At 45.1% G+C, this 23,960-nt stretch carries 21 protein-coding genes and 2 riboswitches; of the genes, 1 reads left to right on the top strand and 20 read right to left on the bottom strand.

All coding sequences use genetic code 11. The features are described from left to right. Positions 1-284 precede the first annotated feature (284 nt). The 14 genes from purD to B9Y89_RS01855 all read right to left on the bottom strand — a co-directional run bounded on the left by purD (position 285) and on the right by B9Y89_RS01855 (position 14,701). Complete coding sequence (gene purD / locus B9Y89_RS01920) at positions 285-1,556, bottom strand: phosphoribosylamine--glycine ligase (RefSeq protein ID WP_085521057.1); 1,272 nt, start codon at positions 1,554-1,556, stop codon at positions 285-287. A 16-nt stretch (positions 1,557-1,572) separates the two neighbouring features. Next, positions 1,573-3,114: a bifunctional phosphoribosylaminoimidazolecarboxamide formyltransferase/IMP cyclohydrolase gene (gene purH / locus B9Y89_RS01915; protein ID WP_085521055.1), complete on the bottom strand. Its 1,542-nt coding sequence runs from the start codon at positions 3,112-3,114 to the stop codon at positions 1,573-1,575. A 569-nt stretch (positions 3,115-3,683) separates the two neighbouring features. After that, entirely contained in the window at positions 3,684-4,247 is a 564-nt protein-coding gene (gene purN / locus B9Y89_RS01910; protein ID WP_085521053.1) for a phosphoribosylglycinamide formyltransferase, read from the bottom strand. Further along, the gene (gene purM, locus B9Y89_RS01905) at positions 4,244-5,278 is read right to left on the bottom strand and encodes a phosphoribosylformylglycinamidine cyclo-ligase (RefSeq protein WP_085521051.1); all 1,035 of its coding nucleotides are present in this window, start codon (positions 5,276-5,278) and stop codon (positions 4,244-4,246) included. Before purM ends, purN begins: the two co-directional genes overlap by 4 nt. Next, positions 5,275-6,708, bottom strand: coding sequence for an amidophosphoribosyltransferase (gene purF / locus B9Y89_RS01900; protein WP_085521049.1), 1,434 nt, complete (start codon positions 6,706-6,708; stop codon positions 5,275-5,277). Before purF ends, purM begins: the two co-directional genes overlap by 4 nt. Continuing rightward, positions 6,687-8,918 carry a phosphoribosylformylglycinamidine synthase subunit PurL gene (gene purL / locus B9Y89_RS01895; protein ID WP_085521047.1) on the bottom strand — a complete coding sequence of 744 codons (2,232 nt, stop codon included), beginning with the start codon at positions 8,916-8,918 and terminating at the stop codon, positions 6,687-6,689. Before purL ends, purF begins: the two co-directional genes overlap by 22 nt. Then, positions 8,899-9,585 carry a phosphoribosylformylglycinamidine synthase subunit PurQ gene (gene purQ / locus B9Y89_RS01890; protein ID WP_085521045.1) on the bottom strand — a complete coding sequence of 229 codons (687 nt, stop codon included), beginning with the start codon at positions 9,583-9,585 and terminating at the stop codon, positions 8,899-8,901. The genes purL and purQ overlap by 20 nt, the downstream gene beginning before the upstream one ends. After that, the gene (purS, locus tag B9Y89_RS01885; RefSeq protein ID WP_085521043.1) at positions 9,582-9,833 is read right to left on the bottom strand and encodes a phosphoribosylformylglycinamidine synthase subunit PurS; all 252 of its coding nucleotides are present in this window, start codon (positions 9,831-9,833) and stop codon (positions 9,582-9,584) included. The genes purQ and purS overlap by 4 nt, the downstream gene beginning before the upstream one ends. Next, on the bottom strand, positions 9,833-10,546 hold the full coding sequence (gene purC, locus B9Y89_RS01880; protein WP_085521041.1) for a phosphoribosylaminoimidazolesuccinocarboxamide synthase: 714 nt from the start codon (positions 10,544-10,546) through the stop codon (positions 9,833-9,835). The genes purS and purC overlap by 1 nt, the downstream gene beginning before the upstream one ends. A gap of 18 nt (positions 10,547-10,564) precedes the next feature. Next, positions 10,565-11,863, bottom strand: coding sequence for an adenylosuccinate lyase (gene purB, locus B9Y89_RS01875; protein ID WP_085521039.1), 1,299 nt, complete (start codon positions 11,861-11,863; stop codon positions 10,565-10,567). After that, a complete protein-coding gene (gene purK / locus B9Y89_RS01870; protein ID WP_085521037.1) occupies positions 11,860-13,011 on the bottom strand; it encodes a 5-(carboxyamino)imidazole ribonucleotide synthase in 1,152 nt (383 codons plus the stop codon). The genes purB and purK overlap by 4 nt, the downstream gene beginning before the upstream one ends. Continuing rightward, complete coding sequence (purE, locus tag B9Y89_RS01865; RefSeq protein WP_085521036.1) at positions 13,011-13,493, bottom strand: 5-(carboxyamino)imidazole ribonucleotide mutase; 483 nt, start codon at positions 13,491-13,493, stop codon at positions 13,011-13,013. Before purE ends, purK begins: the two co-directional genes overlap by 1 nt. Positions 13,494-13,788: 295 nt before the next feature. Next, a riboswitch (purine riboswitch) is annotated at positions 13,789-13,890 on the bottom strand. A 77-nt stretch (positions 13,891-13,967) separates the two neighbouring features. After that, a complete protein-coding gene (locus tag B9Y89_RS01860) occupies positions 13,968-14,165 on the bottom strand; it encodes an NETI motif-containing protein (protein WP_085521034.1) in 198 nt (65 codons plus the stop codon). After that, a complete protein-coding gene (locus tag B9Y89_RS01855) occupies positions 14,162-14,701 on the bottom strand; it encodes a DUF2179 domain-containing protein (RefSeq protein WP_085521032.1) in 540 nt (179 codons plus the stop codon). The genes B9Y89_RS01860 and B9Y89_RS01855 overlap by 4 nt, the downstream gene beginning before the upstream one ends. A 101-nt stretch (positions 14,702-14,802) precedes the next feature. Here B9Y89_RS01855 and B9Y89_RS01850 point away from each other — a divergent pair, with 101 nt between their 5' ends. Continuing rightward, on the top strand, positions 14,803-15,225 hold the full coding sequence (locus B9Y89_RS01850) for an Hsp20/alpha crystallin family protein (RefSeq protein ID WP_085521030.1): 423 nt from the start codon (positions 14,803-14,805) through the stop codon (positions 15,223-15,225). On the opposite strand, the gene B9Y89_RS01845 is transcribed toward B9Y89_RS01850, so the two are convergent. The 6 genes from B9Y89_RS01845 to B9Y89_RS01815 form a co-directional block, all read right to left on the bottom strand. Further along, positions 15,222-15,500: a hypothetical protein gene (locus B9Y89_RS01845; RefSeq protein WP_085521028.1), complete on the bottom strand. Its 279-nt coding sequence runs from the start codon at positions 15,498-15,500 to the stop codon at positions 15,222-15,224. The two genes, B9Y89_RS01850 and B9Y89_RS01845, sit on opposite strands and share 4 nt — an antisense overlap. 393 nt (positions 15,501-15,893) lie before the next feature. Next, a complete protein-coding gene (locus tag B9Y89_RS01835) occupies positions 15,894-17,210 on the bottom strand; it encodes an NCS2 family permease (RefSeq protein WP_085521024.1) in 1,317 nt (438 codons plus the stop codon). Positions 17,211-17,402: 192 nt separating this feature from the next. Beyond that, positions 17,403-18,944, bottom strand: coding sequence for a glutamine-hydrolyzing GMP synthase (gene guaA, locus B9Y89_RS01830; protein WP_441351460.1), 1,542 nt, complete (start codon positions 18,942-18,944; stop codon positions 17,403-17,405). Between the two features lie 128 nt (positions 18,945-19,072). Next, positions 19,073-19,173, bottom strand: a riboswitch (purine riboswitch). Positions 19,174-19,205: 32 nt separating this feature from the next. Continuing rightward, positions 19,206-21,422: a DUF4129 domain-containing transglutaminase family protein gene (locus tag B9Y89_RS01825; RefSeq protein WP_085521020.1), complete on the bottom strand. Its 2,217-nt coding sequence runs from the start codon at positions 21,420-21,422 to the stop codon at positions 19,206-19,208. Then, complete coding sequence (locus B9Y89_RS01820; protein ID WP_085521019.1) at positions 21,409-22,668, bottom strand: DUF58 domain-containing protein; 1,260 nt, start codon at positions 22,666-22,668, stop codon at positions 21,409-21,411. Before B9Y89_RS01820 ends, B9Y89_RS01825 begins: the two co-directional genes overlap by 14 nt. Beyond that, a complete protein-coding gene (locus B9Y89_RS01815; protein ID WP_085521017.1) occupies positions 22,665-23,636 on the bottom strand; it encodes an AAA family ATPase in 972 nt (323 codons plus the stop codon). Before B9Y89_RS01815 ends, B9Y89_RS01820 begins: the two co-directional genes overlap by 4 nt. Between the last annotated feature and the right edge of the window lie 324 nt (positions 23,637-23,960).

Below are 23,960 nucleotides of genomic sequence, written 5' to 3'. Positions count from 1 at the left end.
TTTTGTTTTACGCTCTTCTCTAAAAGATTGTTGTTTTTTAATAGGATTATGCAAGCTAAAGTGTCGAAAAGTTGATTGGAGCGGAAGGTGCGAGACTCCTGCGGGATAAGCGGGACAGGTGAGACCCCACAGGCGCGGAGCGCCGAGGAGGCTCACCGCCCGCCCGCGGAAAGCGAGTACCCTGGAGCGGAAATCACATCTTCCTCTCTCAAATAGCAACAAATTTGACGAAAAATAGGTGATGAAATGAGAAAGAGGAAGGAGAGTCATCTCCCCCATCTCAATTATGCATACTTCGCTTTATTCAAAGCACGATAACCAATATCTTCACGGTAAAACGTTCCGTCTGATTGTACTCTCTCTATTACTTGATTAGCTTGATCTATCGCGGCTTCTAGATGGCTAGCAAGACTCGCCACGAGTAAAATTCGGCCGCCATCACTTTGCCAGCCGCCATCAACTTGTTTTGTTCCGGCGTGAAACATAAGGGTTTGTGTGTCAACTTCATGCAAGTTAGGCAGAGGCGTTCCTTTTTCATAGGACCCTGGATAACCTTCTGAAGCGAGGACAATGCCACAACAAGCCCGCTCGTCCCATTCAAGATCGGGGCTTTGTCCATTTAAGACGTCATTCATCACTTGCAGCAGATCCGACTTCAACCGTGGCAGTACAACTTGCGTTTCCGGATCGCCAAAGCGGCAGTTAAACTCAATCACTTTCGGACCTGTCGACGTCCAGATTAAGCCAGCATAGAGCAACCCACAGTAGGGACGGCCCTCAGCTATCATGGCCCGGGCTGTCGGTTCCATAATATTCACCATCGCCGTCAGCAAAGCATCATCTGGCAATTGCGGAACGGGTGAATAAGCACCCATGCCACCCGTATTAGGACCTTTATCGCCTAAAAAAGCGCGCTTATGATCCTGTGATAACACAAGCGGGTAGACGTTTTCACCGTTCACGAACGCCATTAAGGAAAATTCTTCGCCAGCTAAAAATTCCTCTACGACCACTTGATCACCAGCTGCACCAAACCTTGCATCCTTCATAATCTCTGTCAGTGCGTCAACAGCTTCAGCCACCGAAGCTGCCACCGTCACACCTTTGCCGGACGCTAAGCCGTCAGCCTTGATAACAATCGGCGCACCTTTTTCCTCAACATAAGCAACGGCTTCGTCATAATCAGTAAACGATTGATGGTCAGCTGTAGGAATATCATAGGTGGCCATAAGGTATTTCGCAAATGCCTTGCTCCCTTCAATTTCCGCAGCTTGACGGTTGGGCCCAAAAATCTTAAGACCTTCTGCCTCAAATCGATCAACCATCCCATCAACAAGCGGCTGTTCAGGACCAACGATGGTGAGGTCAATGGCCTTGTCTTTTGCAAAGGCCACCAACGCTTCCCCATCCGTTTCCGCAATATCAACCGTGACCGCCACTTCAGCAATGGCAGCACTTCCCGGGGCGGCATAAATCGTCCCGACTTGATCACTCTGAACGAGTTTCCAGGCCAACGCATGTTCACGCCCACCCTTTCCGATCACCAATACATTCATCAGAGCCACACCTTTCTTAGTGTTTAAAATGCCTAACTCCCGTGAAAATCATAGCAATACCGTACTCATTTGCTTTATCAATGGATTCTTGATCACGAATCGAACCGCCCGGCTGGATGATGGCGGTAATGCCAGCTTGAGCTGCGGTCTCGACGGTATCATTCATCGGGAAAAAGGCATCGGAGGCCATTACGGATCCGACCGCTTCTTCACCCGCTTGCTCAATCGCTATTTGAGCGGAACCGACGCGATTCATTTGCCCTGCGCCAACACCAATGGTGCGGTCATCTTTCGCAAGCACAATTGCATTCGATTTGACGTGCTTAACAGCTTTCCAAGCGACATCAAGGGCCCGCATTTCATCATCACTCGGCTGGCGATCTGTAGGATAACTGATCTCCACATCTTCCAAACCAAGAATGTCTGTATCTTGAACAAGCAATCCGCCGCTCACGGATGTTAACTGCCGGCCTGACTGCCCATCTTTACTCACATCAACCTTCAACAAACGAATGTTTTTCTTTTGTTGCAAGATGGCTAACGCTTCATCGGTAAAATCAGGTGCCATAACAATCTCTAAGAAAATCGAATGGAGTTTCTCTGCTGTGGCTTGATCGATGGTTCGGTTGGCAGCCACAATACCCCCGAAAATCGATATCGAATCCGCTTCATAAGCTTTTTGGTAGGCGGCTTCAATCGTTTCGCCAATGCCAATGCCACAAGGATTCATATGTTTAACGGCAACAACAGCGGGTTGCTCCTGATATTCTTTAGCAATATTCAAAGCCGCATCAGCATCGCGAATATTGTTATAAGACAACGCTTTGCCATGTAATTGCTTGGCTCCGGCAATCGTGCGCTCACTTGTAAACACTTCTTTGTAGAAAGATGCGTCTTGATGCGGATTTTCCCCATAACGTAAATCTTGGTTTTTCTCATAAGTGACGGTCAATTGATCGGGATACTTCTCGCCTGTTTGCGCTGTTAAATAATCAGCAATAAGCGCATCGTAAGCAGCGGTATGGCGGAAAACTTTAGCTGCCAACTCACGGCGGAATGCAGCGTCCGTGCCCCCATTGTCACTCACAGCTGTTTGCACGGTCTCATAGTCCGACGGGTCACAAACAACGGTCACATGGTCATGATTCTTTGCAGCCGCGCGTAACATGCTCGGCCCGCCGATATCAATATTTTCTACAGCCTCTTCGTAGGTGACATCCGCTTGTCCAATCGTTTCTTTAAAGGGATATAAGTTTACAATGACAAAGTCGACCGGTGTAATATTATTTTCCGCTAACTCTGACATATGAGTCGTATTATCCCGCACCGCTAATAAACCAGCATGGACGTTAGGATGTAAAGTTTTGACACGGCCATCCATGATTTCTGGAAAACCCGTCATATCAGTAACTGAGGTGACAGGAAGGCCCGCTGCCTCAATCGCTCTTTTCGTCCCCCCTGTTGAGATAATTTCAATATCTTGCTTGACCAAAGCTTCAACTAAGGGAATTAACCCTTCCTTATTCGATACACTGACAATTGCTCGCCGTTGCTTCATTTTCGTAACACTCCTTTATTGTTAATTTAGGCTGTTTTATCAAAGATTGTTGTTATGCAGAAAAACTATAAAATACGAAGTAAGTGCTTTGTTGATTTCCGTTCCGGGCAGTCGCTTTCCGCGGGCAACTTCAGCCTCCTCGGAAGAAAACCACTTCCTGCGGGATCTTCAGATGTTGCTTTTCCTGCAGGACTCTAGTAAAGACACCTTGAGTAAGCGGCGCTGAGGAACACACTAAGTTTAAGTGTTCCGAACCTCGACGGCCCTTCACCCCAATCAACGCCTTGTATTTAATCAAACAAAATAAATGTTATTTCGTTGTATAAGCACAATACCAGTGAAGGAAATACACGGAGACTCCTGCGGGACTAGTGGCCAAAGTGAGACCCCACAGGGCGTAATAAGGATAATCAGCTAAATGCGTCACATCCTGTGACAACGCTGATCCTACCCACATCCTGTGGGCATGAGGAGGCTCACTGGTCGCCCGCGGAAAGCGTAGTGTATTTCCGGAGCGGTGACTACGACGCATTTCGAGGTAAAAGGCAACAAAGTTTACGAAAATAGCCTTAATTTATCAACTTAGCTAAAGTTTTTGGATATAGTCGGTGTTCAAGCTGGTGAACCTTGTCAGCCAATGTCTCAGCATCATCGCCCTCAGCAATCGTAACAGGCTCTTGTGCGATGATTGAGCCCGTATCCATGCCTTCATCGACAAAATGCACCGTCACTCCCGTCACCTTCACACCTGCCTCAAGCGCTTGATCAATCGCTCTAAGACCCGGAAAAGCCGGGAGCAGTGAAGGATGAATATTCACAATCCTATGTTTATAAGCTGTTAATAACTGTGAACCGACCAGGCGCATATACCCCGCCAAAGCGATCCAATCAATCTTGTAAGCTTCCAATTGAGCTAAAATCGCTGATTCATAGTCTGCCTTTGTATCATAATCTTTCGGTTCGATCACGACATAATGAATGTTCAGGTTTTGAGCCCGTTCAATTACACCGGCGGATGGTTGATCGCAAATGAGTAACGAGCATTCCGCTTGAATTTGTTCTTTATGGCAAGCCGACGCAATCGCCTCAAAGTTGCCTCCATTTCCGGATGCAAAAACTGCCAAGCGCGTCATGCGTGATCACGTCCTAACCATTCAAGCGCTTCACCTGGTTGTACCTTGCCAATCACATAGGCATCTTCACCTTGTTCAGCCAGCAATTGAATAATGGCATCAGCATCCGTCTCGGCAACAGCAAGCACCATGCCAATCCCCATATTAAAAGTGGCAAATAGATCCTCATCCGACAAACACCCTTGCTCACCAATGAATGAAAAGATGTCAAGAACCGGCCATGCGTCACGATTAATCGTTGCTGTTAAACCATCTGGCAACATGCGCGGGATATTTTCCTCAAACCCGCCGCCCGTAATATGCGCCATCCCTTTTATATTAAAATGGTTCATCACCTTTTTCACTGGTTGAACATAAATCCGAGTAGGAGTTAGCAAGTGTTCACCCAAAGTAGAACCAGAAGCAAGCGGCTGTTGTAAATCAAGATCACCATCCGCTATGATTTTTCTAACTAAGGAAAAACCGTTGCTATGCAGACCGCTTGATGGCAGTCCTATTAATACATCACCGGAGCCGATATCAGCACCGGTAATCATATTGGATTTTTCCACACCGCCGACAGCAAAACCAGCAATGTCATAATCCTCACCTGAATACATCCCGGGCATTTCCGCTGTTTCACCGCCAACCAGTGTACATCCAGCTTCGATACAACCGTCCGTAACACCTTTGACAATCGCTTCCGCTTTTTCCGGAATCAAATGACCGCATGCAAGATAGTCAAGGAAAAATAGTGGATCAGCGCCTTGGGTTACAATGTCGTTGACACACATCGCTACCGCATCAATACCAATTGTGTCATGACGCTCTAGTTGTATTGCCAATCTCAACTTTGTCCCAACTCCATCTGTTCCCGAAACAAGGACAGGTTCACGGTAATTAAGGGCAGATAAATCAAAGGCGCCGCCAAATCCACCAATCGCTCCCATCAGCTCTGGGCGCATCGTTTGCTGAATATGTTGCTTCATCCGGTTAACAGATTCGTAGCCGGCTTCAACATCAACACCGGCTTGTTTGTAGGCTTTGCTCATAGCACGCCTCCTGAGGATACCAGTTCTTTTTCATGCGGCAATTTCGTCCCTGGATAGATTTCTGTCGGATATTTTCCTGTAAAACAAGCCAAGCATTGGCCGCATTGACTCTGGCTCGAATCCCTGCCGACCGCATCCGTCATACCATTAACACTGAGAAACTCAAGCGAATCCGCGCCAATCGTTTCACATATTTCGTCCACGGATAACTCGGAAGCAATGAGTTCACTTTCTGATGAGGTATCAATACCGTAAAAACAAGGATGCTTAATCGGCGGCGAACTGATTCTGACATGGACCTCTTTAGCTCCGGCTTCTCTGAGCATATTGACGATACGACGGCTTGTCGTGCCGCGAACGATGGAATCATCCACCATAACTACCCGTTTATCTTTAACAATCCCATGCACAGGGGCCAGTTTCATTCTAACGCCTTGTTCACGTAATTCTTGAGAAGGCTGAATAAACGTCCGACCCACGTAGCGATTCTTAATTAACCCCAGTTCATATGGGATGCCTGAGGATTCCGCATACCCAATCGCAGCGGAAATACTTGAATCCGGAACACCTGTAACGACATCAGCTTCTATAGGAGCTTCTCCGGCCAATTGTTTACCAAGACGTTTGCGAGCCGAATGGACATTAATATCCTCAATATTGCTGTCAGGACGAGAGAAATAAATATATTCCATACTGCACATTGCCCGTTCTCCTGCTGATGATACCTTTTCGCTAGAAATCCCATCATCATCAATCACTAACATTTCCCCAGGTTCCACTGAGCGCTCGTATGTCGCACCAATGAGATCAAACGCGCATGTCTCCGAAGCGACGACATAAGCATCCCCTAATCGACCTATGGATAACGGTCGAATCCCATGTGGATCCTGCGCAACTAGGAGCTGATCTTCTGTTAACATGACAAAGGCATAAGCGCCTTTAAGCATAGAGAGAGCATGTTTAACCTTTTCTTTAAATTGTAAGGAACCCCCGCGTTTAATGAGATGGGCAATCACTTCTGTATCAGAAGTTGTTTGAAAAATACTTCCCTGTGCTTCAAGTTGGTGACGCAACGCATGCGCATTAACAAGATTACCGTTATGGGCTAATGACAAGGTATCTGTTTGTGAACGGAATACAAGCGGCTGGACATTCGCGTAATTATTTTCACCGTAAGTGGCATACCGAACGTGCCCAATCGCTGACCGGCCTGGCAATTGATCAAAGGTTTGTTCATCGAACACATCATTAACGAGTCCGAGACCTTTGTGAAAATGAACGTTTTCCTGATCAGTTGTGGCGATACCCGCCCCCTCTTGACCGCGGTGCTGCATGGAATGCAATCCATAGTATGTTAATTGTGCCGCATGCTCATGTCCCCATATACCAAATACGCCACATTCCTCGTTTAGCTCTCGTTCATATAGCATGGAAGCGCTCCTTTCCAGGCCTGCCCCAATTCGCTGGTGGTCACCTGCAACTGCGTTTTTTGTTTCGCATCCTTGATCACTAGGGCTTCATCATTCGTCACACGACCCATGAAAACCCAATCATCCATATAAACTTCGAAGGCATCCTTGAACTCAGGTTTAACCGAGACCATAAAACGTGACTGCGTTTCACTAAACAATTCAGATACAAGGTTCGTTTGCAAGGTCAGCTCAGCTCCGTACCCACTGTCGATAAGGCTTTCTGCAACGGCAACACCCAGCCCGCCATCAGAAACATCATGAGCGCTATTTAACCAGCCGTTTTGAATCACCGTTAATAATTGCTTCTGCCTGCGAGCTTCCACATCTAAATCAATGGATGGCGCCTGGCCAGTAATCTCACCTTTAATGAGCTGCTGAACCGCCGAACCGCCAAATTCGTGCTCCGCTTCACCTATAACGTAGATGAGGTCTCCAGCGTTTTTAAACGCCGTTGTCATGATATGATCGACATGCTTAATGAGACCGACCATGCCAACAACCGGGGTCGGATAAATCGCTTGATCACCCGATTCATTGTATAATGATACGTTACCGCTGATCACGGGTGTATCTAACGCAAGTGAAGCCCAACTCATGCCGTTAGCAGCCGTTTCCATCTGCCAGAATACTTCCGGTTTCTCTGGATTCCCAAAATTCAAACCATCCGTCAGCGCCAACGGGCGTCCACCGGAACATATTATGTTCCGAGCGGCCTCAGCAACAGCGATTTTTCCACCGGTCTCAGGGTGCAAATACAAATACTTTGAATTACAATCTGTTGTCAGCGCCAATGCTTTATCTGTCTCCCGAATTCTAACGACAGCAGCATCAGAGCCTGGGGCAACCACAGTGTTCGTCTGTACCATGTAATCATATTGATCATAGACCCACTCTTTACTAGCAATGGTGGGTTCCTGTAACAAGCTTAATAGCGTATCCTTTAGTTTAATATCTTCATTAGGCGTCCATGCCGGTTCTTTAGCCATTTGCTGAATGTATTCAGGCTCCTTCGACGGTAAGTGATAAACCGGTGCGTCCTCTGCCAATGAATCAACAGGGACTTCCGCAACTTGATCCCCTTCATGAAACAAACGGAAAACTTTATTCTCAATCACTTCACCCACTGAGACGGCATGCAAATCCCAGCCAGCAAAAAGATTCTGAATCTCATGTTCGCGCCCTTTTTCCACAACAATCAGCATCCGTTCTTGTGATTCGGAAAGCATCATTTCGTACGGTGTCATCCCTTGTTCACGCTGCGGGACCGCATCTAAATTCATAGCAATACCCACTCCGGCTTTGCTCGCCATTTCACTGGCTGAAGATGTCAGTCCGGCAGCCCCCATATCTTGAATCCCGACCAATGCATCAGAGTGAACAAGTTCCAGACAAGCTTCGAGTAAAAGCTTTTCCATAAATGGATCCCCGACTTGGACAGATGGACGTTTGTTCTCTGATTCCTCACTTAGTTCTTCGGAGGCGAACGTCGCACCATGAATCCCATCCCGGCCGGTACTGGCACCGACGTACATCACCGTATTGCCAATGCCCTTCGCTTGACCGACCTGAATATCATCATGACTAATCAAACCCACACACATGGCGTTCACAAGCGGATTACCGTTATAACAGTCATCAAACTGAACTTCCCCGCCAACTGTTGGGATGCCAATGCAGTTCCCGTAACCACCGATACCTTCAACGACCTTATCGAACAAATATCTCACGTGCTGATTGTTCAGGTCACCAAAGCGAAGCGAGTTTAATAGCGCAATGGGCTTGGCTCCCATAGAGAACACATCACGGATAATCCCGCCGACACCCGTGGCTGCGCCTTGGTATGGTTCAATCGCTGATGGATGGTTATGACTCTCAATTTTGAAAGCGACCGCTTGCCCGTCACCGATATCAACGATGCCAGCACCTTCACCCGGCCCTTGTAGAACTTGTGGACCTTCGGACGGAAATTTTTTGAGAACAGGTTTCGATGTCTTGTAACTGCAATGTTCCGACCACATTACGGAAAATAACCCAAGTTCCGTATGATTCGGATCGCGGCCGAGCAACTGATGAATCAGCTCAAATTCATCGTCTGTCACGCCCATCTCTTGATACAATCGCTGCTCTCTAATTGCTTCAGCGGTCGGTTCATTGTGCAACTTTGGCATGGTGTTCCCTCCAATTATGCAGAACGGATTGGAATAAACGCAGGCCGTGATCATGACCGAGCAAGGCATCAGCAGCTCGTTCAGGGTGCGGCATCATCCCTAGCACATTCCCTTTTTCATTAATAATCCCGGCAATATCACCCGTCGATCCATTAGGGTTATTTTTATAACGAAAAACAATTTGCTTGTTATCTTCCATCTTTTCTAAGGTCTCAGGATCACAATAATAGTTACCTTCATTGTGAGCGACAGGAATGCGGATGGTTTCATTGGCTTTATAGGATGATGTGAACATCGTTTCAGCATGATTGACGGTTAAATCTACCGGACGACAAATGAACTTCAAACCCGTATTGCGCATCATCGCACCGGGCAACAGCCCTGCTTCCAGCAAGACTTGAAAACCATTGCAAACGCCAAGGACAGGCTTACCATCCTCTACCGCTTGTTTGACAGCCGGCATAATATTAGAAAAACTCGCAATGGCCCCCGAGCGCAAATAATCGCCATAAGAGAAGCCGCCAGGAATCATCACAGCATCGAATCCATCCAATGAATGCTCCGTGTGCCAGACGAATGCCACTTCTTGGCCAATACCATCCGTTATCGCGTGATACATATCGGCATCACAATTCGAACCAGGAAAAACAATGACGGCTGTCTTCACTGGGAAACGACCTCCTCAACCTCATAACGATAATCTTCAATGACCGTGTTTGCGAGAACCTTATCACACATAGCGTCAATGGATGACTCAATATTCTCGGTCTCATCGACAGTTAGCTCAAAATATTTACCAACCCGAACATCTTTCACTTCGTTATAATTTAAATTGAGCAGGGACTGCTGTACGGCCTGCCCTTGTGGATCTAAAACAGCCTCTTTTAAGGTTACGAAGACTTTGACTCGTTTCATCACGCATCCCCCAGTCGATGTAAAAGTTGTTCATAGACTTCCGGTAGATCAGCCAAATCACGTCTGAAAACATCTTTATCCAATTTCTCATTTGTGTTGGCATCCCATAACCGGCATGTATCTGGTGACACTTCATCAGCCAAAATCAACTGACCCGCTGTTTCGGTATGACCAAATTCTAGTTTGAAATCAATCAGCCGGATGTTCTTCGACAGAAAATAGTTTGATAGAATCGTGTTCACCTTTAGAGCTTGCTCTTCAATGGCATCCAATGTCTCAGAGTCAGTCATGGCTAATTCAGTGATATGATCCCGATTGAGCAACGGGTCGCCTAAGTCATCATCCTTATAATAAAATTCAATAATCGGCTGCTTGAGCTTGACACCTTCTTCATAACCGATGCGCCCAGCAAGACTACCGGCTGCAACGTTGCGAACCACCACTTCAAGCGGCATAATCTTCACAGCTTGAACGAGTTGTTCGCGGTCAGACACTTTCCGGATAAAATGGTTCGGGACCCCATCTTCTTGAAGCTTTGCTAAAAGTCGAGCGCTGATTTCATTGTTCAGCCTCCCCTTTCCGGAAAGCACCGCCTGTTTTTCACCGTTAAAGGCTGTCGCATCATCTTTATATTCAACCAAAAGTTCATTCACTTGATCCGTCTGATAAATCCGCTTCGCTTTCCCTTCATAAAGGCATGTCGATACCGTCATATGGGCGCCCCCTATCTGTTAGTCATTCAAACCCAATCGTGCAAAAATCACATCAACATTTTTTAAATGATACGTATCATCAAAGCAAGCCTCGATATCTGCTTCCGATAACTGCGCTTTAACATCCTTGTCCTCTGCAATCAATTGCTTAAAAGAAACTTGTCGTTCCCAGGCTTCCATCGCCCGCGGCTGAACAATGTCATAAGCCGCTTCACGGCTGAATCCTTTGTCAATAAGTGCGAGTAGGACACGTTGCGAAAAGATAAGACCGTGAGTTTTCTGCATATTTGCCTTCATATTTTCAGGGAATACCTTCAGGTTTTTAATGATACTACCAAACCGATTAAGCATATAATTGAGGGCAATCGTCGCATCAGGAAAAATAACCCGTTCAGCCGATGAATGAGAGATATCCCGTTCATGCCAGAGCGGCACATTCTCATAAGCCGTCGTCATGTAACCGCGAATTACCCGGGCCATACCTGTCATATTTTCGGAACCGATTGGATTGCGTTTATGCGGCATCGCTGAAGAACCTTTTTGTCCCTTAGCAAACGACTCTTCGACTTCACGAGTCTCCGACTTTTGCAGACCGCGAATTTCCACGGCAAATTTCTCAATGGAAGCCGCAATTAAGGCGAGTGTGGACATGTAATGAGCGTGACGGTCCCGTTGCAATGTTTGCGTTGATACCGGGGCCGCTTCAAGACCCAGTCGGTCACACACATAAGATTCCACGAACGGATCGATGTTAGCATAGGTACCGACGGCGCCTGACAGTTTACCAACACGGACCGTATCAGCTGCTTGTTTGAACCGTTCTAAGTTACGTTTCATTTCCTCCCGCCATAATGCGAGCTTCAAGCCAAAAGTCGTCGGTTCAGCATGAACCCCATGTGTTCGCCCCATCATTATCGTGTATTGATGTTCCTTGGCTTTCTCTGTCAAGATCTCGATCATTTGCTCCAGATCTTTATAAAGAATCTCATTCGCTTGCTTGAGAACATAAGCTTGTGCTGTATCAACAACATCCGTTGAGGTTAATCCATAATGGACCCATTTTTTTTCATCACCCAGCGTTTCGGATACCGCACGCGTAAAGGCGACAACATCATGACGTGTTTCTTGTTCAATCGCTTCAATCCGAGCGACATCAAAGCTTGCGTTCTCCCTGATCTTTTCAACATCCTCTTTCGGAATCGTCCCGAGTTCTGCCCAAGCTTCACAAGCTGTGATTTCGACTTCTAACCACGCTTGATATCGATTTTCTTGGGTCCAAATCGCTCCCATTTCCGGTCTTGTATAACGCTCAATCATGTCGTCGTCTCCTTCATATCTAATGTTGGCCAAATATTTAAACGAGTGAGGGTGCTCAATGCTTGATCCGTTGTATCAGCTAAAAGCGTAACATGTCCCATTTTCCGCCCTTGTTTCGCTGCATCTTTACCATAAAAATGGATATTAGCTTCGCCTATCTCCGAAATGGATTCCAAGACGTCGCCTACATGCTCACCTAGTATGTTGACCGAAACGGCGGGTTTTAATAAGGATGTCGATGCTAATGGCCAACCGCAAATCGCTCGAATATGCTGGCGGAATTGCGATGTCTCGCATGCTTCAATCGTGTAATGACCGGAATTATGCGGCCGTGGTGCCAATTCATTAACAACGACCGTTCCGTCTGCTTGAACGAACATTTCGACTCCCAAAGTTCCGACTAACTGAACGGCATCAGCGACTTGATGGGCCACCTGTTTGGCTTGGTCGATCACCACATCATCAACTTTGGCCGGAACGATAGTATGATGTAAAATATTATTCTCGTGATGGTTCTCACCGACCGGAAACATGGTTTGCTCCCCTTGAGAACTCCGTGTGACAATGACCGATATTTCCTTATCGAATGCGACCCACTGTTCAAGAACATACGGTCTATCACCGGTCAAAAGGTGCCTAAGCGCTTCAGCGTCATCCTCTGACTGAATCACATATTGTCCTTTGCCGTCATATCCTCCTGACGCCGTTTTGAGAACAGCGGGATACCCCGTGAGTTGCAACCCTTCATCTAAATCCTTAGACGTACTCACCGCCGCATAAGGAGCGACAGGCACTTCAGCGGACGCTAATGTCGCTTTTTCCCTTAGACGATCACTCGTGATTTCCAAAAGCTCACTTCCTTGCGGCATGTATGCATGAGCCTCAAGGAACTTCGCTGTATTAATATCGACATTTTCAAATTCATACGTGATAACATCCGTCATTTCTGAAAGTTGCTGAACCGCAGCGGCATCATCATAGGCAGCCACAACCTGCTCATCTGCCACCTGACCACAAGGAGCGTCTGGTTTCGGGTCAAGGACAATGACACGATACCCCATTTCCTTAGCGGAAATCGTCATCATCCGGCCGAGTTGACCGCCACCTAATATGCCAATCGTTTGTCCCGGTGTTATAATGGGTGCCATCACAAATCACTTCCTTCCATAACCTTCTGTCTGAGCCCTTCACGATAGTCATCCAATCGCTTGGCCAGCTGCGAGTCAAAAGCTGAAAGAATTTGTGCAGCTAACAATCCAGCGTTTTTAGCCCCTGATTGACCTATCGCAACCGTTGCAACAGGAACCCCACCTGGCATTTGTGCAATAGATAGTAATGAGTCCATGCCATTCAGTGCTTTGGATTGAACAGGTACACCGATCACGGGCAAGGTCGTTTTAGCTGCGACCATTCCTGGTAAATGGGCGGCACCACCCGCCCCAGCAATAATCACTTTAAGTCCTCGACTTCTAGCGTCCTCGGCATAAGTAAACATCAAGTCAGGTGTCCGGTGGGCTGATACAACTTTTTTCTCATATGAAAGCCCTAGCTCATCCAACACCTCGCATGAATGCCGCATCGTTTCCCAATCCGACTGGCTTCCCATAATAACTCCAATTTCAGCATTCATAGACACACCCCCATCATTCCTTAAAAAGTAAAGGCTTTTTTATCAAAGATTGTTGTTATGCAGAAAAACTGTAAAATACGAGTAAATGCTATGTCGATTTCCATTCCGGGCAGTCGCTTTCTGCGGGCAAAAGCGTAATGTATTTCCAGAGCGGTTACTACGATGCATTTTTGAAGATAAAAAGCAACAAAATTTACAAAAACTGCCAAAGTAAAAAACCGGATCATTCGTCTCTCATGAGATGAGAAAACGAACGATCCGGTTGCTGGTCGCTTTTTTGCACACAACAAAGCAGAACGCTACATCTTCTCCTCATAGTCCAACAATTTACGGTCGTTGGGTAGAAACTTCCGGGCCCTATTCCCATGATTATATGAGGAACAAAATTTTTCCGATTCGCCTTATGACACCTTAATCATAACAATTCCCTGTATCACCGTCAATAATAATCGAACAATTTATCATCTTATATTATCATTGTTCGGATTTTATCAATCTGCCTTCATAAGCAATGTTCTGCCTAACATATTCAGGACCCTGTTTTCCTTCCTTGAACACCGGCTCTTCTTTCCGTCTAACCGGTCGATAACCTTCGGCTTCCATCGCTTGCAAACATTGATCAATTGAACCAAAATCCACAACAGAAAACGTTTTTTTGTTCGGTTTTTTCATGGGCGCATATCCTTTCTAATCGCTTTAACCCAAAATCCGCCATGAAAACTTTTGGGCTCATGTGAGACGATAAAGGCATTAGGGTCAAGCCCTTTAACACTGTCAATTAAATTCCATTCATTTTTTCTCGGTGTTAAAATTTCCATCATCATCCGTTCACCTTGTCGGCCATGGGCAGTCCACACAGTAACGCCATAGCCTCTCTCGCGTAAGGCTTCAGCCAAATTCTCTCGAACTCGACTCGTAATCACGGTCACCGTAATATAACCAAGCGCCAGCTTTTCTTCAATCTTCATGCCAACAATAACACCGGAGGCAAAGCCAATCGCATAGGCAACTATATTTTCAATTTGATGGAGATTATTGATGACCAAACCGATACCAAGGACATAAACAAATGCCTCAAACATACTCACTAGTGCCGCGGCATATCGATAATTTTTCAAAGTTAAGATGGTCCGAAGCGTGTAAAAAGAAACATAGATAATATTAATGACTAAGATAATAATAACCATTAAGATAGGATTTTCGAACATCGCCATCCCCCACCCCGTCATTAGGATTAATAAAAACATCTTATCATGCCGCACATATATGATAAAAGCCCATAGTATGTTTTTGAGAGGTGAAAATAAATATGGACGAACACAAAAAATACAAGGAATGGAGACGTTCAGTCAGCGATTTTCTAGGCAAAGATTTCTTAAATGATTTTCAAGATATGTTTACAAAGGATTGGCCGCCCGTCAATTTATACGAATCTGACACTCAAGTCATTTGTTTACTGCAAGTTCCAGGTGTTCGAAGTACCGAAGATCTGCATATGTATGTCTATCACCAGTCTTTAGTGATAAAAGGCGAGCGCCATATGGAGTTTCCCGATAAACAAATGGTCAAAGAAGAACTCAAAAAAGGACCCTTTAAACGCACCATTCAGCTCCCGTCCCCCGTTAAAACCAAACCGCTAGATGCTCATTATAGAACGGGTATGCTGACGGTTACGTTAGAAAAAATCCAAGAAGAAGAAGTGAACGAAATCATCGTTGAACCCAAGGACTAGACTGGATAAAAGCCAAGCGCAACAAAACCGAGAGCCATGATACAAAGGCCCACAATTATGAAAAACAGCCGGATTGCATACCATGGTGTGAAATTAAGAGCCTTTTCACCCATACCTAAATATAAACTTTTCGATTGGTCTTGATGCTTAACCGACTCGGCATGTTCTTTCAAATGGTGACGCGTATGGTTCAATTGTATGTAAAGAATACGTCCACCAATCATAACCAAAATACCTACAAGCCAAAAAAGACCAGAAATAATAAGCGGCGCCATATTTAGCACATCCTTTTATGATAAAATATTCTCTTATTCTTAATATGGACGAAACCGCTTGTTTTCATGAAAAGGGAACAAAAAAAGGCATTCATCAAAAAATGATGAATGCCTTTTTTATTGACCGTTTTGCTATAAAATGCGAAGTTAGTGCTTGTTGATTTCCGTTCCGGGCAGTCGCTTTCCGCGGGCAACGCTTCAGCCTCCTCGGAAGAAAACCACTTCCTGCGGGATTAGTGGCCAAAGTGAGACCCCACAGGGCGTATGCCCGAGGAGGCTCACGGGTCACCCGCGGAAAGCGGAGTGTATTTCCGGAGCGGTATAGTACGACGCAGTTTTGTTCAACCACGAGTGCGGTCTAAATAGTAACCGTCTATACGAAAACAGCCTTTATTAAACCGACAAGTATGGCAAACAAATAATAAATATGATGAATAAGCCATACATGATCGGATGTAATTCTTTGTAACGCCCCTTCACAATCATTGTGATCGGATAAGCGATAAAACCTAGCGCAAGCCCTGTTGTAATACTATAAGTCAACGGAATGGCAACCAATATCAAAAATGCAGGAATGGCAATTTCAAAATGATCCCACTCAATTTTACCAATAGATGAAGCCATCAATGCGCCGACAACGATCAGCGCTGGTGCTGTCACTTCATTCGTAACCACGCTTAGAAGCGGTGAGAAAAACAACGCTAATAGTAACAATACCGCTGTAATGACTGAGGCAAATCCCGTACGGCCGCCGGCAGCAACCCCTGAAGATGATTCAATATAAGCGGACGTCGGTGATGTACCAAATAAGGACCCAGCAACCATTGAAATGGAGTCGGCAAGCATGGCTCGACCTGCCCGAGGTAGTCGATTCCCTTTTAGAAATCCCCCAATATTTGCGACAGCCATTAACGTCCCTGCTGTATCAAAAAACGCGACCAATAAGAAGGTGATGATGACCGTGACGAGTTCCGTAATCTGAATATCGGAAAAGCCCTCAAAGGCTGCTAAAAAAGTAGGTTCCATGCTCGGCACAGCTGATACAATATCGCCCGGCACTGGCACAACGCCAGTAATCATACCAACAACAGCAGTAGCAACCATTCCGTAAAAGATACCCGCTTTAATATTTAACGTCATGAGGACAATCGTAACAACCAGGCCAAAAGATGTCAGCAAGACACCCGGAGCTGTGATATCACCAAATGTGACCAAGGTTGACTCATCAGGGACAACCATTTTAGCATTCTGTAAACCAATAAAAGCAATGAATAAGCCAATCCCACCGGAAATGGCATACTTTAAATTCAAAGGAATGGCATTAATAATCTTTTCTCTAATGCGGAAAACTGTAATCAGCACAAATAATAGTCCGGCTATAAACACGCCTGATAAAGCCGTTTGCCATGGAATCCCTCGACCTACAACCACCGAAAAAGCAAAAAAAGCGTTGATTCCCATACCAGGGGCTACAGCGATCGGATACTTCGCTAAAACGCCCATTAATAGTGTACCAAGAGCAGCAGCTAATGCTGTTGCAACAAAAACAGCCTTTTGATCCATGCCAGCATTGGCCAATACACTTGGATTAACAAATAAAATATAAGCCATTGCAAAAAATGTGGTTAACCCAGCAACAGACTCTTGTTTATAGTTTGTTTGTTGTTCATCAAAGCCAAAATACTGAGCGACTTTTTGGCTGAAACCCATGAATGGAACCCCCCAAATTGTAATTCCCTAAACAAAATACGAATAAAATGTCATAAGAGCGAAATTTTGTTCATCCATTTACGAACATTATCGATTTTCCTTAACACGTGTGTCATTATACCAAGGGGGTTCGTTCATGTCAATTTTAATCACGAACATTATAATAATATAATCGTTATATTGTTCGCTATTTCACTCCCACTCAATCGTAGCAGGTGGTTTTGACGTCACGTCATACACAACCCTATTAATATGAGGAACTTCATTAACAATCCGGTTCGATATCCGTTCGAGAACATCCCACGGAATTCGTGCCCAGTCGGATGTCATCCCGTCAACCGATGTCACAGCACGAATCGCTACACAGTGATCATACGTTCTAGCGTCCCCCATGACGCCCACACTCTGGATATCCGGAAGAACAGTGAAGTATTGCCAAATATCGCGGTCTAATCCTGACCGACTGATTTCATCACGTAAAACAGCATCCGATTCCCGAACAATATTCAGCTTGTCCTTTGTAATAGCACCCAAAACACGAATACCAAGGCCCGGTCCTGGGAAAGGCTGACGCTGAACAATGGTGTCAGGTAACCCTAACTCCGTTCCCAGGCGACGCACTTCATCCTTAAACAACGTATTCAAAGGTTCAATGAGATCAAACGCCATTTTTTCCGGTAATCCGCCAACGTTATGGTGTGATTTGATAGTTTGAGCTGTTTCTGTGCCACTTTCAACAATATCCGTGTATAACGTTCCCTGAACAAGGTAAGCGATATCTTCCAATTGACCCGCTTCCTCTTCGAATACATAGATAAACTCATTACCGATGATTTTCCGTTTCTGTTCGGGATCACTAACACCTTCCAGTTTGTTAAGAAAACGGTCTTCAGCATCCACTTTTAAGAAGTTCATCTGAAAATCATCACGGAACGTTTGGGCAACACTCTCCCCTTCATGTTTGCGGAGCAAACCATGATCAACGAACACACAATAAAGTTGATCACCAATCGCCTTGTGAACCAAAGCTGCGGCAACTGAAGAATCTACACCGCCACTTAGAGCACAAAGCACTTTTTGATTGCCAACACTCGCGCGAATCGCCTTAACTTGGTCTTCAATAAAATGCTCCATTGACCACGTTGCTTCACAGTTACAAATATCAAACACAAAATTGCGAAGCAAGTCATCACCGTGTTCACTATGACGGACTTCGGGATGATACTGAACGCCAAAGATAGGCTTGTTATTATGCCCCATAGCCGCTACAGGACAAGACCGACTTTCGGCCAAAACCTGAAAATCTTCAGGCGTTGTTTCCACTAAATCACCATGGCTCATCCACACTGTTTGCTCCTCAGGTTGCCCTTGAAATAGCGGGTGGTTCGTTGTTGCTTGGATCGCGGCTTTTCCATATTCTCTATTGACCGCTTTGGACACATTAGCACCAAAATGATGGCTCATCAGTTGCATGCCATAACATATCCCAAGTACGGGAATTCCCAATTCAAAAATCTCAGGATCACACGTCGGTGAATCTGGATCAAATACACTATTGGGTCCTCCGGAAAAAATAATGCCGGATGGTTGTTCCGCTTTCATTTTCTCAGCACTCGTATCCGGCGGGAGCAATTCACTATATACGCCTAAATCACGCACACGCCGCGTAATCAGTTGATTATACTGTCCACCGAAATCCAAAACAATGATCTTATCATGTTCCAAATGGCTCACCCCAAATCAAAGCAATTTAAAGAAAACTTGGCTTATCGCCAGACAATAATAGCGAAAGCCTTACTTACACTTATACTTTCTTTAAGTGCAAAAACGAGATGTCCACCTTTTAAAGGTGGACATCTAACAGACTGGACATCCACCCTCATAGTCAGATCGTTTAAGGCAATCTGGTAGAGACACTTAAGCCTTATTCTTAAGCTATATGAAGGTAAGTAACATCTTTTTTCTTATTTATTCTACCAACAGTTTCAGGCATTATCAACGGCGCAAACGATTCACCATTTGTTCCCAGGTTGATTTGCTCTCATTCCACACATTATCCGAATACTTGGTGTAACGTGATTTTTCATATTGAAGGATCAGTGTCTTCATATCCGCTGTTCCTAGTGATTGATCCACCTGAATAGCAAACTCACGTAGTGTTTCATTCTGTTTTTTCCGATAACCTCGGCGTTTGAGCAATTTAAGCAAGTGTCGAAACGCCTGCTCAAATGCACGTTCATCCGTCCGTCGCCGGTAGCGCTTGATTAACAAGGCCGGTATCAGACGTCCCCGGGCACGATAGAGATATACCCCAACACCGATGGTAAAGACAATAATGACTCCTATAATATATTTGATATAAGGATTGGAACCCCCGTCGCCATGACCAAAAATCAATCCGAGGAAATGATTGCTTTGCTGTTCGGACTGATCCTTAGGCTTCGGCGGCTCAGGTTTATCTGGTTTGTCGGATTCCGGTGTTGCTGTTGTCGGCTCGGCTTGTTCCGATTCCTTCGTATCCTCGACATAATTGAATTGACTACTGAAGCCTTGCGTCGGTTCAAACGGAACCCAACCCGTTCCTGGGAAATACACTTCAACCCATGAGTGCGCATCAGCATTTCTGATAAGATATTCATCACGTTCATCCTCACGGCCTTGAAATTCACCATAAGTAAACCCTTTAACCCAACGCGTCGGAATTCCAATCGTCCTAAGCATCACCGCCATACTCGTGGAAAAGTTATCACAGTAGCCTACTTGTGACTCAAACAAAAATTGAGCGACATAATCTTGATTTTGATCGGGATAAGGCACGTCTTGAGTACTATACTGGTAGTCATTATTCTCAAAATAGTTCACAATAGCTTGAGCCTTATCGTAACGATTATCCGCATTTTTAGTAATATCCTGAGTCAACTGTCTCACACGATTGGGCACATCATTCGGTAATTGTGTATAAACATCACTGATGGCATTGGAATCATTAGCCTTATTCACATCTTTTAAACGCTTAACAGGAAACGTCGGATATTTATAAGTCAATTCATAAGTTTTTTCCGTCTTGGCTTCGCCGTCTTCGAACATTTGTAATTTACCTGAGTTAGGATGAACACGGAGATCTTTTGTTGATAACGCACTTAGCTGCGTAAGCTCACCTGCATAAGGTAACTGAGGAAATGAATCTACTTCTATTGAAACACGATCCGTCCTTGTCTCTGTCTTTAATCCATCGCTATAGATATCGAGCAAAGGGTTATCATTGATATGATCAGGATTTATCGCATCCAGTGACGCTTCATCCGTCGTCCAGCCTTTACCCGTATAATGGCTTTTTGTTTCAATTCGCCAATAGTGCGGTTCATGGACAGAAGTGGTCATCACCGGTGTCTGATCCATAGTAAAGGAACCTCCAAGCCGCGCATCATCTTCATCATAACCAATCGTTTGCATGCTTCCGCTTCCTCCAGCACCATCATCGCCATCGCCATAACCGTTTGCCGCCTTCTGGATAAATGGGACGGGATCAGGCCACTGCGGTCCTACCTTTGGCGCAGCATAGCCAATCGTAGACGTTAACAATATCATGCCAACCAAAGCTACTAACCAAGGAACCGGTAAACGGCCTTTAGCAAACGAAACCTTCTCTCTTTCTTGAATCTTGATCATTCGCAGCAATCCAAGCAATATTAATCCAATAATCATGGTTCGGACAATGGCCGATTCCGCCGAATACATCGTAAACGTATCCAGAACCGTGAGATAGAGGACCGTGATAAAGAAGAATAAAAATAATTTACGGGCCTGAACGAGCCAGTAATGCATTAAATAACTGACCAACCATAATAGCAAAAAGAACAGGAATGACCGGAACAAGTTCGTCATCCCTACCCAATTACCTTCGATCAAAAAAGACAAGTTTTTATGAATATCCTGAAGTAAGAATTCTACCCAAAGGGGGTCTAGCAATGAACTGTTGAAAAAGAACAGAACATGGATTGCATAAAGCATGGCTACCAATTTAGCTGGAAAGCTCACCCAAATGGGCAATCGCAAAAACGATAGTAAAAAGGACAGTGCGGCGAAACTAACGAAATATTCAACATTGGCTGTACGCGTAATCGCAGTTAGCGGCCTAAGCCATTCCCAATATAACAAAAAGCCAAGGACATACAGTACTAGTGTAAAATAAGAAGATTTAACTTGTTGCACGATCAACACCCGCCTTCACAACTGCGTCAAAAGCTTCATGATCGATCACATGTACCATAAGCCCCATGGATCGCAATCGCATAATGTGCTGCTGCTCATAATCGGTCAACGACCGCTGTCCACCACTCACATTAAAGAAGAAATCGACCGCCATCCCCCGAGAATGAAAGTCATATAGCAGTCCGACCATATGTTCATCCATTCGCTGACTAATCAAAATGGCAGACACTTGCGGCGGGAATTGAGATAAGTATCTCCTTATCTCACCGGCCGGATGGATATTCCCCTGACGATGCACCCGGGCAAGGTGATTTAAAATGGTGTAGCGATGATAGGCATAGTCATTCATCTGAATCAATCGGCTGTTCCGCCCAACCGACAAGAGACCGACGGATGAGCCGCTTCTTAAAGCCTTCGTAGCTGTTGATGCCGCAATAGAGGTCGCACGTTCAAATAAGCTTTCGTCACCATCACGATGGTATGTACCATCCAATACCACCACAACATCGCGATTCAAGGGATGTTCGAATTCTTTGGTCACCAGCTTATTCTGTTTAGCTGTCGTCTTCCAATCTAACCAGCTGAGTCGATCCCCTGGTTTATAATCCCTAACGCTGGATACTGATGTGATGTCAAACTCGAAGCGATTGTTCGATCGATGTTTGCCTCCATGACTTTGATGAGGAGGTAGCCAACCACCCAATTCTTTAACCTGAGGATAGACAATGAACTCATCTTTAACCCGAATCGTCCTTGACTTTTGAATAAAACCAAAAATATCTCCGGTTTTGACCATGACTGATTCAAGCGTGTATTCGCCACGCGGCACATTAGCTATCTTGTAATCATATCCCGCACGCTTCTGAAAATTTAACGAGAATAATCCTTTTGGCTGGACTACAGGGGCATCCTCTGACTTTGGCCGCTGTAACAATGCTTCAGGTAATTGATCTTCAATAACTAAATAAAAAAGTGGAAACGACCGCTTTCTACTAATTTCAAGCGTAACATTCATCGTCTCTCCAGCATTCAATGCATCTGTCTTAATGACTCTGCGGACGTCAATGTCTTTCAAAGAGTAAGAGGCCATCGCAATGGTGTACACCAAGACAGGCAGGAAACTATAGAACACAAACCAACTTACAAACCCGCCTTGAAACATGGCATAAACAAAAGCGATCATAAACAGGAACAGAACCCATATAACACTTAGTATCGTCCTGTACTTAGCGAGCCATTTTTTCATTTAATGCCATCCTCTTTTAATACAGGTACCTTTACTCGGTTAAGAATGGAATCAACAACTTCCTCAACGGTGGCACCTGAGAATTTTGATTCAGGCTTTAGAATAAGACGATGTCCCAAGACATAAGGGGCTAAAAACTTAATATCGTCCGGAACCACAAAGTCACGATTATTAATAAGCGCATGAGCTTGGGCTGCCTTGAGCAGTGCCAATGAACCGCGCGGACTGACACCTAGATAAACATCGCGATGCGTACGCGTCCCACTCACAATATCAATTAGGTACTTCTTGATGGCTTCATCCACATGGACTTGGCGTGATTGGCGTTGTAACGCAAGCACCTCATCTGTTGTCAAAACAGCTTCTATCGCGTGAATGGGATGGTCGCTCTCAAGGCGATTGAGCACCTCAAGCTCTTCCTCATGATTCGGATAGCCCATACTAAGCTTGAGCAAGAATCGGTCCAATTGGGCTTCTGGAAGTGGGAAAGTCCCCTCATATTCGATCGGATTCTGTGTCGCCATCACAAAAAAAGGTTCACCAAGTTGACGGGTCTTACCATCAACCGTTACATTGCTTTCTTCCATACCTTCAAGAAGAGCTGCCTGAGTTTTTGGTGACGTCCGGTTAATTTCGTCTGCTAAAACGACATTACCCATGAGCGGACCCTCATAAAATTCAAAAGTCATGTCTTTTTGGTTATAGATCGACATCCCGGTTAAGTCAGACGGTAGTAAGTCGGGCGTAAACTGGATCCTACGAAACTCAGCTCCCAAAGACTTGGCAATCGCTCGAACCAGCATCGTTTTACCAACACCAGGCACATCTTCTAGTAAAACGTGACCCTCAGCAAGAAGCGCCACAAGTGCCAACTTCGCCGTGTCCCTTTTTCCAATCATGACCCGCTCAACATTGTTTATGACTTTATCAATAGATTGATTTAATGTATCAAATACCACGGTTATCATACGCCCCCTATACGACAATCCCAATTTTCTGATTCTACCATATAATAAAAATTTAACATGAATTTTTACAAATTGAAACTCGCATTGGTAGAGTCATACTTTTATTTTAACATGTAGCAAGGAGATTAATGGGATGACATACTCCAAAAAACATTGGTACTGTATCCATACTTTGAGAGCTTCTTTACCTTTAAATGCATCGAACGATAAAAAAGCGCAATCTTTTGACAGATTAACGCTCGTTTATCATCAACCTTATACTAGGATGCGGTAACACATAGAAGAGAACCTTTCTTTAGATTCTCTCCCAATTGTATTTCAACC

This window comes from Tuberibacillus sp. Marseille-P3662, assembly GCF_900178005.1.
Taxonomy (GTDB): domain Bacteria; phylum Bacillota; class Bacilli; order Bacillales; family Sporolactobacillaceae; genus Marseille-P3662.
The sequence above is the reverse complement of the archived record's forward strand: the minus strand, read 5'-3'. Positions and strand labels throughout refer to the sequence as shown.